Raw genomic sequence first — 12,417 nt, forward strand, 5'->3', positions numbered from 1 at the left:
TGAAGAGAAAGCAGTTTTTTTTATCAAAGGCTCGCTACAGCTTATTTAACCTGTAATTAAAACCGCCTCCATAAAGACAATTTTTCTGGCTGGCTGATAACGCTTATCCGTGCCGGGTCATCAGCAGGCGCGTTATCAGATATGTGTACCGATGGAGAGACAGCCAGACAAAGCAAACGCCGCTGTGGTCATCAGAAAAATGAAGAGTGGCTTCATCATTGTTTTCCTGTTTCAGAAGAGTGAGACGCATCCGGACAACACCACTGTTGCCGCGAGGATACACAGACCGAACGAGAGTTTTGACATCATGTTAACTGACCTCATAAGTGAACCGTACTGTACAGTTTACATTTAAAGATCAGCTTGTCAATCAGCCGAACAATATATTTCTATTGATAATTGCTGAGCTCACCGTGCCACCGGGAGTAAACTGCTGCTGAAAAGAACGCTAAAAGTCTGGCCCATCAGGGCTAATTTACTTGCCATTTTGAACCTGTGGAGTGATCGAAATCCTCACGTACTCCGTGTGCGCTCCGGTTTCTTCGTACTGTCCTTGTCCAGAGTGGCTGCGACAATAACGCCTGGTGAGTAGGCTCTGAGCGCAATGAAGGCCCTCTGCTGATTGCTGGCAACGAGAGCACAGTGCAGGCACGGTGGCTCGTTGTGACAGAAAAGAAGTGAAAACTTAAGAAAATGTAATATGATAGGAGCTGTATATATAACTAAAAAAACAGTTTACTGCCTGAAGGTGAGTGCGTTGAGCAAACGAAAATCAGCATCTTTATGCTTTGTTGTTATGGGATTTGGTAAAAAAACAGACTTCCGCTCCGGGAAGCTCCTGAATCTCGATGCAACATATAACGAAATTATTAAACCTGCGGTCGAAGAATTAAATATAAAATGCGTCAGAGCTGATGAAGTAAGTCACTCTGCCATCATAGATGTTGAAATGTATCGACTATTATTATCAGCTGATATTGTTATAGCAGATATATCAACAAGCAACGCCAATGCCATATATGAATTAGGTGTCAGGCATGCTTTGAAAAAAGGAACTACTATCGTCATGTCTGAAAAATCGGGGATCTTACACTTCGATTTGAATCATGTAGCCACAGTTGAATATGAGCATTTAGGGGAAGATATTGGGTGTTCTGAAGCAAGAAAAATAAAAGAGAAACTAAAAAATCTTATCACCTCAGCGATGAGCGAAAGTCGCACGGACAGCCCTGTATATACTTTTTTACCTGATCTGAACACGCCGATGTTAACGGTTAAACAAATAACGGAGATAGTCAGGGACTCTGATGATGCGGAGAATGAGTGGAAAAGGATTTTTAACAAAGCAGAAGAAAGTATTAAAACAGGATCTTTTACTGAGGCTAAGGAATATTACAGAAAAGCTTTAGAGATAAGACCCGGAGATGAATACCTTATCCAGAGATTAACCTTATGCACTTACAAAGAAAAATCAGATTCTAAAAGCAGAGTAATGTGTTGCATGGAAGCTATGGTTATTTTGTCTCAACTTTCACCTGAAGAAAGTAACGACCCAGAAACCACAGGTATGGCAGGAGCTATAAACAAATACATTTGGCATGACACAAAGGACATTTCTTTCTTAAATAAAGCTATCGAGTTCTATAATCGTGGATATACAATAAAAAAAGACTATTACAATGGTGAAAACCTTGCTCTTTGTTTCCACGAGAAATCTGTTCAACTCAGGAATGCCGGAGAAAAAAATTCACGAGATGTTATATTTAATGAGATGAGTGCAGCCCAAATCTTCCAGGCAGTTTTTGCAACAACCGAAGAAATAATAGAATCAGAAAATTTTCACGAAAGAAATGATAAAAAATGGGTTTATGCAACGGCGGCTAAATCCGCTGCATATCTGGGGTTGAAAGTTAAGGAAGAAGATTACAGGAGAAAATTCACCTCATTATCTGACAAATCATGGGATCTCGACTCTTTTAATGAAAATAAAATGGAATCAAACAAATGAAAAAAAGTTACCATGTCTTCATCAGTCATTGCTGGGATTATAATGATGCATTGAACAATCTAAAGGACAAACTAAATAAAGAAGCAGATTTGATTGCCTCCTATGAGGAAGTGACTGTAGACAAACCTGTCAACTCAGAAGATGCAACCTATATTAAAAGAGTATTAAGGGAAAAAATAAAATCATCCGACGTTTTTATAGTAGTTGCAGGTATGTATACCTGCCACAGTGAATGGATGCAATGGGAAATAGAAACGGCAGTCAAAAATCAGATTCCAGTGATAGGGATAAGACCCCATGGTTCACTACGAATTCCAAAGGTTGTGACAGATAATGCCAAAATTATTGTTGGCTGGTACACTCCCTCAATCATCACCGCAATACAAGAGTGCTGATTGATTATAATCTGTCACACGGTTTGAGCTCTGGTGGAACTAAAACGTCCGCCAGATTGATTATTTACATTGAAATCTGATGTTATGAATTTTCATGTCCTGACACGCTACGACAGCGTAAATGTATATTGATGCAGAACATATATGAACGTATTTCAACGGAGATAACCGGGTGATATCCTCATATCTGGGTTTTTCCCCATTAAGGTGCATCCAGCTCAGATTTTTCCACATATAATTGGGCTTGCACAATACCATGGCATTAGTAACCATCTCCAGTTCACACAGTTGATTTTCCTGCTCGTCTCAATAGTACTTTCAGTTCTATCGCCCGTAACACCTCATTATAGATTTTCCCCGCAAACTGGCTGGTTTTATTGCCGTATTACCAGTTATAACCGTGCCAAATTTAACATGTATGTAGCTGTTAAAAAAGCAAACAATAAACAGCAAATCATGACTGGTATACGTTTTGGGATATTTTTATTCAAAATCATAGTGTTAATCTTGAATGTCAAAAAAAAAATAAATCAAAGTCGCAAATCTGGCAATTTATTCTTGTGTCGATATTTTTAAACATTTAATTTTATGTTGTTTTTAAGTTCAAAGACTATATAAAAGGAGTATTTTATGTCAAATGACATGGTTGTCATCTCACCAGTAGTGCCAGGAGGAAACCCAGATCCCTCTATGATGCCCTCAGGTGGAGCAAGCGGAGGAAGTATCGTTGGTGGACCACCTCCACAGGCACAGCTGGCGATAGATTTTCAGTCCGGTAATTATTACAATCGGGCTCTTACTGCTTTATCGAAGATATTGAAAAGTACAAAATTTGAAGTCGAAAAACAAAAAAATGCAATCATTTTTCTTCGTGATTGCATTTTTCTCAATAAATGCATGGTAGAACAACCAAATAATGGGACATATATAGCACAAGGGTGGAATTCAAAACAACGCCTTGATATGAGGCTGGACCAGGGAATACCCACTCTCGGTAACAACCCATATGCGATAATTTCAGCACTTAATAATTATCTTACTGGAAATGGTAGGGGAATGAGCATTGACATAAGTACTTTGGCGCTCCAGTTTCTAAAACCAAATGATATTCCAGGATTCAATGAGAGAATGAATTCTACAGGTAGACCCGGTCAGCACAATATGACATTTTCATTCCCATATAATACGGCAGGGACAAACGTATTTATGCCTTATATTCTGGGAAATATAACTCTTCAACTTGATGGTGTATTCACTCGTAATGCATCAGGAAGTTGGGGATTCAACGGTGTTATTCGTGCTCAGGTGCCGGACCTGTACAACTTCAATGCCAGCACACACAGGTCGAAAACCAATGAAGATTTAACTACATTTGGCCGCTGGTTGGGTGAACGTTTTAACGGTGTTCCTTTCGAGATCCAAATAAATGGTCAAACGCCTGTTAATTTCTGACCATAGAACTTTTATAGTTCTCATCTTCAGTGAGAACTGGAGATGAGAATATGGAAAAGTTCGTTAAAATAGTTTTATACTCTTTAGTTTTTTTAATAGTTATTATGACGCTGGGATTTTATCTGATTATTTTAGGGCTAAGACCCGGCGCTGTTTCTGATGAAATAAAGAATGCGTGTCTGCATTATAACAATCAGGAGGTTGTGTCTGAAGTGATCAGAGCGAGAACAAACTCTATTGATGACTGGAATTCATTTTCTGTCGCACAAGACGTCGCTGAGAAAAACGGAATTTTAATTGACTTTACAAATATAACCCTGGAAAAAAACATCTGGATGGTGCCATTAACACAAAGAGTTGATAATAATACGAAACAATTGATAGCTTTGTTAGATTGCCAGACTGATACCGTTGAGTTTGGTATAAAATAGAGTAACTACAGAGTCCCTCAAACACTGTTACATGCAGCGATGATATTTGCCACACTGAGCACCTCAACCTTTTCGCCCGCTTCAGACAAGCTGTTCACCACACCTGAAATACCAGATATCCGCCACCCGAATCTGCGAGGTGGCCGGAACTCAGATATTCATGACATTTTTCACGTTTCATCTTCATTGGTACTTGTGTCATAAACCGCACCTATCGCATGATTAAAGCTATCAATTAGACAATTTTTTCTACTCACCTCACACTTCCCTGTAAATCAGAAATAGACTGCTAACATTAAATAAACATATTCATAACCTGCGAAGCACTATGAAATTCAAAACAGCTATCAAGCCTTACCGGGCCGCTGCGGGCGGCTGGGGCTCTCTTGAAGCGACCACCCGCTTCGTCTTCGACAGCAAACAAGTTCTGAAAAATATGCGCAACCTGATGCGCATGAATAAGGCCAGAGGCTTTGACTGCCCCGGCTGCGCCTGGGGTGACGACAATAAAAGCACCTTCAGTTTTTGTGAAAACGGCGCAAAGGCCGTGACCTGGGAAGCGACCCGCCGTTATGTTGATGCTGGTTTTTTTGCCAGCTACAGCGTCAGCGCGCTCTCTCAACAGAGTGATTATTTTCTGGAATATCAGGGGCGGCTGACCGAGCCGCTGCGTTATAACCGGGAAACCGACCATTATGAACCCATCAGCTGGGACGACGCTTTTAAACTGATCGCCCGCCATATTAAGGCGATGGATAACCCGCACCAGATGGAGCTGTACACCTCCGGCCGCGCCAGTAATGAAGCGTCATGGCTTTATCAGCTGTTTGGCCGGATGCATGGCAGTAACAATTTTCCTGACTGCTCCAACATGTGCCATGAAGCCAGCGGCACCGGCCTGAAAGAGAGTATTGGCGTGGGCAAAGGGACCATCCGTCTGGATGATTTTGATCACGCCGACGCCATTTTTGTCTTCGGGCAGAACCCCGGAACCAACCATCCCAGAATGCTACACAGCCTGCGCCATGCCGCCGATCACGGTGCAAAAATTGTTACCTTCAATACGCTGCGTGAGCGCGGACTTGAACGTTTTGCCGATCCACAAAAACCACTGGAAGTGGTGACCAGTAAAGCCGGCACCATAAGCTCCACCTATTATCAGCCCAACCTCGGCGGGGATATGGCAGCGGTGCGGGGTATGGTTAAAGCGCTGGCGGAAACCCACGCGGCACGACGGGCAAAAGGCGAACCGGGCCTGTTCGACGAAGCATTCATCCGCACCCATACCGAAGGCGTGGAGGCCTGGCTTCAGCAGGTTGCCGCCACGGAGTGGCAGCAGATAACCCAACAATCCGGCCTGAGCGAGCAGCAGTTGCGCGAAGCGGCAGCGATATATCAGAGTGCGGAACGGGTGATCTGCACCTGGGCGATGGGCATTACCCAGCACAAACACTCCGTCGATACGGTGCGGGAAATCGTCAACCTGCAACTGCTGTTTGGGCAACTGGGCAAAAAAGGGGCGGGGCTTTGTCCCGTCCGTGGGCACAGTAATGTGCAGGGTAACCGCACGATGGGGATTGATGAGAAACCTTCCGCTGCCTTTCTCGATAGCCTTGCCCGCCACTTCAATTTCGAACCACCGCGAGAAGCGGGCCACAACACCGTTGAAGCACTGGAAGCCATGCTGCGTGACGAGGTCAGAGTCCTGATCGCGCTGGGCGGCAATCTTGCCGCCGCCGCGCCGGACAGCCCCCGTACCGAGGAAGCATTGCGCCGTTGTGACCTGACCGTGCAGATCAGCACCAAACTGAATCGCAGCCACCTCTGCCCCGGCAAAAAGGATGCACTGATCCTGCCGACGCTGGGTCGTACCGAACAGGACATCCAGGCCAGCGGCCCACAATTTATTACCGTCGAGGACTCCTTCAGCATGGTTCATGCCTCTGAAGGCGTCGGTAAGCCGGTGGCGGACACTCAGCGCTCGGAAACTGCGATCGTTGCCGGCATTGCCGATGCGGTTCTCGGTGGGGAAAAAGTGGACTGGCTGGCGCTGGCGGCGGATTACAACAAGATCCGCGATCACATTGCCGCCACCATTCCCGGATTCAGCAATTTCAACGCCCGTTGTGATATCAAAGGGGGCTTTTATCTCGGCAACGCAGCGGCCGAATTTCGTTTTAATACCCGCAATAATAAAGCGCAGTTCAGTGCTGCCCGCCTGCCGGACTCCCTGTTTCCGCAGTTAGGCGAGGATGTCAAGGTGCCCTTCACCCTGCAAACCCTGCGCTCTCACGATCAGTACAACACCACCATTTACGGACTGGACGACCGTTATCGCGGCGTTTACGGCCAGCGTGAGGTGCTGTTTATTAATGCGCAGGATATGGCAAGTCTGGGCTTTGCCGCCGGGGATGATGTGGATATCGAAACGCTGTGGAATGACGGCATTACCCGCAAAGTCTCAGGTTTCCGACTGGTGCCTTACAACATTCCCTGCGGCAATCTGGCCGCCTACTACCCGGAGACCAATCCGCTGGTTCCGCTCTCCAGCTTCGGTGATGGCAGCGGAACGCCAACCTCAAAATCAATCCCGGTCAAAATTACCCTTTCAGCGGTTAAATCTGACCTGCGTATTGCCTGATCCCGAAATAGCGCGATAATCCAGGCCGGACGGCCCCGGCCTGGACAAACGGCTTCCCGGGAGAACGAGCGACATCATTCAGAAAAGAGTGGTGTTGATCGCTGTCATATTCCCGTTTAATCACCGCGCGAAAGCCGCGATGCCCTGGCTTTTTACTTGCCGCGAGAGAGTTAATCGCGTAAAACTGTCTGCCGCTTACAGGCCACGAAAACTATTGAGATTATGTTCCAGGATAACCCGCTGCTCGCGCAGCTCAAAGAGAAACTCCACTCCCAGACGCCGCGTGTTGAGGGTGTGGTTAAAGGCACTGAAAAAGGCTTCGGCTTTCTGGAAGTCGACCCGCAGAAAAGCTACTTTATTCCCCCTCCTTTCATGAAGAAAGTGATGCATGGTGATCGGGTGATTGCCGTGCTGCAAACCGACAAGGACCGTGAAGTTGCCGATCCGGAAAAGCTGGTTGAACCTTTCCTCAGCCGCTTTGTGGGACGTGTGCAGAAGAAAGACGATCGTCTGTCGATTGTTCCTGACCATCCCCTGTTGAAAGATGCCATCCAGTGCCGTGCCGATCGCCATGTGAAGCATGCTTTCCAGGACGGTGACTGGGCGGTGGCTGAGATGCGTCGTCATCCGCTGAAAGGCGATCGCACTTTTTACGCCGAACTGACCGCGTTTATCACTACCGGTGATGACCATCTTGCCCCGTGGTGGGTCACCCTTTCCCGCCATAACCTGGAGCGTGAAGCCCCTGAAGGCGTGGCCGGTGAAATGCTTGACGAGAAGCTGACGCGTGAAGATCTGACCGCGCTGACTTTTGTCACCATCGACAGCGCCAGTACCGAAGATATGGATGATGCGCTGTATGTGGAAGAGACGCCGGAAGGTGCGCTGGCGCTGACCATCGCCATTGCCGATCCCACCGCCTGGGTCGCCGCCGACAGTGAGCTGGATCGTATTGCCGCTCAGCGTGCCTTCACCAACTACCTGCCAGGCTTCAATATTCCGATGCTGCCCCGTCAGCTGTCTGACGACGTCTGCTCGCTGCGCCCGCATGAGCGCCGCCCGGTGCTGGCCTGTCGCGTCAGCGTGAGCGCTGATGGCGCGCTGGGTGAACCGCATTTCTTCGCGGCCTGGATTGAGTCAAAAGCTAAACTGGTTTACGACAACGTTTCAGACTGGCTGGAAAACAGCGGGGAATGGCAGCCGGAAAGTGAGGCCATTGCCGGTCAGATTCGCCTGCTGCACCGTCTGTGCCTGGCCCGCGCCGAATGGCGCCAGACCCACGCGCTGGTATTTAAAGATCGCCCTGACTTCCGCTTCGTGCTGGGTGAAAAGGGTGAAGTGCTGGATATCATCGCAGAGCACCGACGTATCGCTAACCGTATCGTTGAAGAGGCGATGATCACGGCGAATATCTGCGCAGCCACGGTGTTGCGCGACACGCTGGGCTTTGGCATCTACAACATCCATCCGGGCTTTGATGCAGCCAGTGCCGAGCAGGCCGCCGCGGTGCTGGAAAATCATGGTGTTAAAGTCGATCCGCTGGCAATTGCCACGCTGGAGGGCTTCCGTAAACTGCGTCGTGAGCTGGATTCGCAGCCGACACAGTTCCTCGACAGCCGTATTCGCCGCTTCCAGTCGTTTGCGGAGATCGGTATTGATCCGGGTCCACACTTTGGTCTGGGTCTGGAAGCCTACGCCACCTGGACATCTCCTATCCGTAAATACGGCGATATGATTAACCATCGTCTGCTGAAAGCGCTGGTACGTGGAGAACAGGCTGCCCGTCCGCAGGATGAGGTCACCGTGAGGATGAGCGAACGCCGTCGTCTGAACCGGATGGCTGAGCGTGATGTCGGTGACTGGCTCTATTCCCGCTTTCTGCAAAAAGCCGCCGGAACCGACCAGCGGTTTGGCGCAGAGATTATTGATGTTTCCCGTGGCGGAATGCGCGTGCGTCTGACTGCCAACGGCGCGGTAGCCTTTATCCCTGCCCCGTTTATCCACGCCGTGCGGGATGAGCTGGTATGCAGTCAGGAAAATGGCAGCGTGCAGATCAAAGGCGAGGTTGTTTATCGGGTGACTGACCTGATTGAGGTCACCATTGCGGAAGTTCGTATGGAAACCCGCAGCATCGTGGCGCGTCCGGCAGCGTAGAGCGTTACCAGGCGGGATAACCGTTGTTATCCCGCCCTTTCCGCCCTGAATTTCCCTTTTGCAATTTATCCCGGCTGGCAGATGTTTTCATCCGCTGAAAAACTATTTTTTCTGGCCGTACCAGGCATTACTGCCATGCTTACGCAGGTAATGGCAGTCAAGCAGCGGTTGAGCAATTGCCGGTAAATCAGGCGTCAGCTGCCGACTGAAAATCCCCATGTAAGCCACTTCTTCCAGTACCACCGCAGCATGCACCGCACTTTGCGGGGTTTTCCCCCAGCAGAACGGTCCATGTGAATTGACCAGAATAGCCGGGATCACGCCGGGGTCGAGATCTCTGTCACGAAAAGTCTCAATAATTACCTGGCCGGTCTGCCATTCATACGCCGACCCGATCTCTTCTGCCGTCATCTGCCGGCTACAGGGTATTGCACCATAAAAATCATCAGCATGAGTCGTTCCCCATGCCGGAATATCCCGTCCGGCCTGCGCCCAGATAGTGGCATGGCGCGAATGGGTATGGACGATACTGCCCACGTCAGGCCAGGCGAGATAGAGTGCCCGATGCGTTTCAGTGTCTGATGAGGGGCGCATCTCACCTTCGATCACCCTGCCGCTGTCCAGGTCAACCACCACCATATCTTCGGCTTTCATCACTTCGTAGCCGACACCGGAAGGCTTAATCACCATCAGGCCGCTGTCGCGATCCACAGCACTGACGTTGCCCCAGGTAAAGACCACCAGTCCATGTTTCGGCAGGGCGAGGTTCGCCTCCAGCACCTGTTGTTTCAGTTTTTCCAGCATTGTTTCTCTCTCCTGGCCATTTACTTCATTTTCCCCCGCACCGGCGATACAGGGTATGGATGTACTGGCTGGATGAAAGGCAGGTTTTGGCTGGAGACCCCAGAATTGTGGCGGGAATTAAGATTTTTTACCTGTCAGGTAAAACAGAACCACATACAATGTAAACAAGCCGAAAGAATGCGTTAAGCCATTGTGACTTTGTTACTTAGTGAGACGAGTCGCAATAATAATGCAGCACTGGCGGCCGGGTACGCAGAGTTCTCTCTATACTCAAAGAGAATTTCTGTAGCAGCAATGATGGAGAAGTGAAAAATGACAATAACTGCAAAACGTATTACCGCTGGCCTGCTGGCCGCAACCTTAGTGCTTTCCCTGAGCGCATGTTCACACTGGTCCAAACGCGACCGCAACACAGCTATCGGCGCAGGTGCCGGTGCCATCGGTGGCTCGATCCTGACTAACGGAAGTGGTCTGGGCACCGTCGGTGGTGCAGCCGTAGGCGGAATTATCGGACATCAGATCAGCCGTTAACGCTGAGTTAAAGATATCGCACAGCCGACAATTTCCCTCTCTGATACAGAGATTATTTACCAATGGCCCCTTCAGGGGCCATATTTATTGCTAATACTGGAATACTTGCTGGTGACTGATACTGGTCAGAAAAAGCATATTCAGTAATTTTTTGATAATATTGCCAGACAATAATCAAATCCCATCTTAAAAATCTTACTTATTTCCTCTTCCAGCAACGGCGATAAAACACCTACGGTGTATGATGGCCGGTATTAAACCAGAGCAACTAAAAGGATTTGGTATGCTTAAGACACAAAATGCTCCGCTGCTCCCGACCATACGCTGGCCGGTACCAAAAAATAACCGGGGTGGAGAGTTCAGTAACCTCCGCGAAATTCTGGCACATCTTGAGGGTGAAGCCGCCGGGCACTGGCTTATTGGCCGCCACGGCATGTGGCACGGAGGCATCCACATCAGTGATGCCACCACCCCGTGGTGTGCGCTCAGCGGTCAGGCGATGAATGAGGCTCTGGATTTTCCGCTGCCATTTCCGGGAGAGCAGCCCGTGCGGTGTATGGTGGACGGTGAGGTGGTGGCGTACCGGATTAACCGGGATTACCTCAGCGTGCCGTGGTACGGGGGGGATTTGTGCTACTCCGGGTCTTTTGTGCTTATTCGCCACCGTATTCAGCCAGGGAAAACGACAGAGGGCGCGCTGACCTTTTACACACTGTACATGCACCTCGCGCCGTGGCTGGCCTACCCGGGGCAGGACAGTACGGCGTTTAAGGTGGCGGACGGCCGGCATCTGAATGCGTATGTCGACATGTCCCGGCAGTGGATGGCGACGGTGCTGCCATCCGGCACGCGGGTGACATGGGACAAAGCGGACAGCGCCGGCATGATGACCGGAAGCAACGGGCGACAGTATGCGTACGTCACGCTGGCGGAGCCGGTTTCGGGCAGAATGAGCCTGAAAACCGGGGACCGGGTGTGGACGCTGTGCGACAGCGGCAATCTTCTTCCGGCCCGCGACAGCGCCACCCGTCCGGCGTGGTGGTCGCCATTCCTGCCGCCGTCACGTGAAGCCGTGCAGTTTGATACGGTGGTATGCCCCACCCCCTGCCCCATTAACGCCGGAGACCCGGTGGGCCATCTGGGGTATTTTCAGGTTCCCACTGAGGACGGGCATGAAAAACGCTATCAGGTGCATATCGAATGCCTGACCACGGATGACCTGCCGCGCTTCCTGAGCAATCCGGAAGGCACGGGGCGTGACACGCCCGCCTTTGCCCGCTGTCCGAAGGGCATTCCGGTGTACCTGAAAGACAGTGACGGAAAGGTATACCCGGGCCTGATAACCACGCAGACCGAAAGGTGATGGCGCTGTCCGGGCAGGCTGTGACGGACCAGGAAGGGAAACGCTACTGGCCGGGCGGGACATCGCACGGGCTGCTGGCAGAGTCGGATATGCAGTTGCTGTCGCAATATGACCTCACCGGTCGGGGTTTTGAAACGACGACAGACAGCCCGGCGAGCTTTGACCATCTCGATGGAAAGAAGCAGCCGAAAGGGCTGGTGAAGACAATTTTTGAGCGGTTTTTCAGCGTGGCGGATAACGACGGGAAGCCCTGGAGCAAGGCGGTGGCGTTCAACTACCGACAGCTGCTGAACAAAATTGACGACGTAAAATCTACCGGCTACTACCCGGAACAGTACCGGCGGGCGGTACAGAACCCGTCAATGCGCGATTACCTGTACCGTCTGTGCGTGAAACATCCCTGTGAGTGGTACTACTCATCGGAAGATCCGATCTGGAAGTCTTTCTTATCACCCACGATGAAGAAGGAATCGCCGGAATGGTACGCCTGGAGCGTGAAGATTCTGACGGACACGCGCTGGATGCATCTTGTGCCTTACATGGAAGAAAATCAGTGGCATATGCACCCGCTGGTGTTTCCTGACGCACTCAGGGCGAAGAAAAAACAGGGATGGGCACACAGCCCGTTTGCTGAGCTG

The 12,417-nt window shown here is 49.8% G+C and carries 9 protein-coding genes and 2 pseudogenes; 9 read left to right on the forward strand and 2 right to left on the reverse strand.

Features of this window, described 5'->3' with window-relative positions; translation table 11 throughout:
• The first annotated feature begins 700 nt into the window (after positions 1–700).
• Positions 701–2,008, forward strand: a complete 1,308-nt coding sequence (locus BG55_RS02955; protein WP_235192700.1) for a tetratricopeptide repeat protein — start codon at positions 701–703, stop codon at positions 2,006–2,008.
• Positions 2,005–2,403: a TIR domain-containing protein gene (locus tag BG55_RS02960; RefSeq protein WP_034934206.1), complete on the forward strand. Its 399-nt coding sequence runs from the start codon at positions 2,005–2,007 to the stop codon at positions 2,401–2,403. The genes BG55_RS02955 and BG55_RS02960 overlap by 4 nt, the downstream gene beginning before the upstream one ends.
• Before the next feature lie 60 nt (positions 2,404–2,463).
• On the opposite strand, the pseudogene BG55_RS23475 reads toward BG55_RS02960, so the two are convergent.
• Positions 2,464–2,697: pseudogene (locus tag BG55_RS23475) on the reverse strand (hypothetical protein); the annotation flags it as partial.
• A gap of 336 nt (positions 2,698–3,033) precedes the next feature.
• On the opposite strand from BG55_RS23475, the gene BG55_RS21320 reads away from it, so the two are divergent.
• The 4 genes from BG55_RS21320 (at position 3,034) to BG55_RS02980 (ending at position 9,081) form a co-directional block, all read left to right on the forward strand.
• Entirely contained in the window at positions 3,034–3,855 is an 822-nt protein-coding gene (locus BG55_RS21320) for a lipid II-degrading bacteriocin (protein ID WP_052018659.1), read from the forward strand.
• Between the two features lie 50 nt (positions 3,856–3,905).
• Entirely contained in the window at positions 3,906–4,286 is a 381-nt protein-coding gene (locus tag BG55_RS02970; RefSeq protein WP_034934208.1) for a YebF family protein, read from the forward strand.
• Between the two features lie 328 nt (positions 4,287–4,614).
• Entirely contained in the window at positions 4,615–6,927 is a 2,313-nt protein-coding gene (locus BG55_RS02975; protein WP_034934210.1) for an FdhF/YdeP family oxidoreductase, read from the forward strand.
• A 222-nt stretch (positions 6,928–7,149) separates the two neighbouring features.
• On the forward strand, positions 7,150–9,081 hold the full coding sequence (locus BG55_RS02980; RefSeq protein WP_034934212.1) for an exoribonuclease II: 1,932 nt from the start codon (positions 7,150–7,152) through the stop codon (positions 9,079–9,081).
• A 102-nt stretch (positions 9,082–9,183) separates the two neighbouring features.
• On the opposite strand, the gene BG55_RS02985 is transcribed toward BG55_RS02980, so the two are convergent.
• Positions 9,184–9,885: an L-ribulose-5-phosphate 4-epimerase gene (locus BG55_RS02985; RefSeq protein ID WP_034934214.1), complete on the reverse strand. Its 702-nt coding sequence runs from the start codon at positions 9,883–9,885 to the stop codon at positions 9,184–9,186.
• A 312-nt stretch (positions 9,886–10,197) separates the two neighbouring features.
• Between BG55_RS02985 and osmB the strand changes: the two genes are divergently transcribed.
• The 3 genes and pseudogenes from osmB to BG55_RS21325 form a co-directional block, all read left to right on the forward strand.
• Positions 10,198–10,416 carry an osmotically-inducible lipoprotein OsmB gene (osmB, locus tag BG55_RS02990; protein ID WP_034934216.1) on the forward strand — a complete coding sequence of 73 codons (219 nt, stop codon included), beginning with the start codon at positions 10,198–10,200 and terminating at the stop codon, positions 10,414–10,416.
• Between the two features lie 283 nt (positions 10,417–10,699).
• A complete protein-coding gene (locus tag BG55_RS02995; RefSeq protein ID WP_152542596.1) occupies positions 10,700–11,779 on the forward strand; it encodes a hypothetical protein in 1,080 nt (359 codons plus the stop codon).
• Positions 11,779–12,417 (forward strand): annotated as a pseudogene (locus BG55_RS21325) (hypothetical protein); the annotation flags it as partial. The gene BG55_RS02995 and the pseudogene BG55_RS21325, both read left to right, overlap by 1 nt.

The organism is Erwinia mallotivora (assembly GCF_000590885.1).
GTDB classification, from domain to species: Bacteria; Pseudomonadota; Gammaproteobacteria; order Enterobacterales; family Enterobacteriaceae; genus Erwinia; species Erwinia mallotivora.

Bases quoted from the DNA above. Each gene is read 5' to 3' on its own strand.
- BG55_RS02955 (WP_235192700.1), top strand. From the start codon at position 701: ATGATAGGAGCTGTATATATAACTAAAAAAACAGTTTACTGCCTGAAG.
- BG55_RS02960 (WP_034934206.1), top strand. From the start codon at position 2,005: ATGAAAAAAAGTTACCATGTCTTCATCAGTCATTGCTGGGATTATAAT.
- BG55_RS21320 (WP_052018659.1), top strand. From the start codon at position 3,034: ATGTCAAATGACATGGTTGTCATCTCACCAGTAGTGCCAGGAGGAAAC.
- BG55_RS02970 (WP_034934208.1), top strand. From the start codon at position 3,906: ATGGAAAAGTTCGTTAAAATAGTTTTATACTCTTTAGTTTTTTTAATA.
- BG55_RS02975 (WP_034934210.1), top strand. From the start codon at position 4,615: ATGAAATTCAAAACAGCTATCAAGCCTTACCGGGCCGCTGCGGGCGGC.
- BG55_RS02980 (WP_034934212.1), top strand. From the start codon at position 7,150: ATGTTCCAGGATAACCCGCTGCTCGCGCAGCTCAAAGAGAAACTCCAC.
- BG55_RS02985 (WP_034934214.1), bottom strand. From the start codon at position 9,885: ATGCTGGAAAAACTGAAACAACAGGTGCTGGAGGCGAACCTCGCCCTG.
- osmB (WP_034934216.1), top strand. From the start codon at position 10,198: ATGACAATAACTGCAAAACGTATTACCGCTGGCCTGCTGGCCGCAACC.
- BG55_RS02995 (WP_152542596.1), top strand. From the start codon at position 10,700: ATGCTTAAGACACAAAATGCTCCGCTGCTCCCGACCATACGCTGGCCG.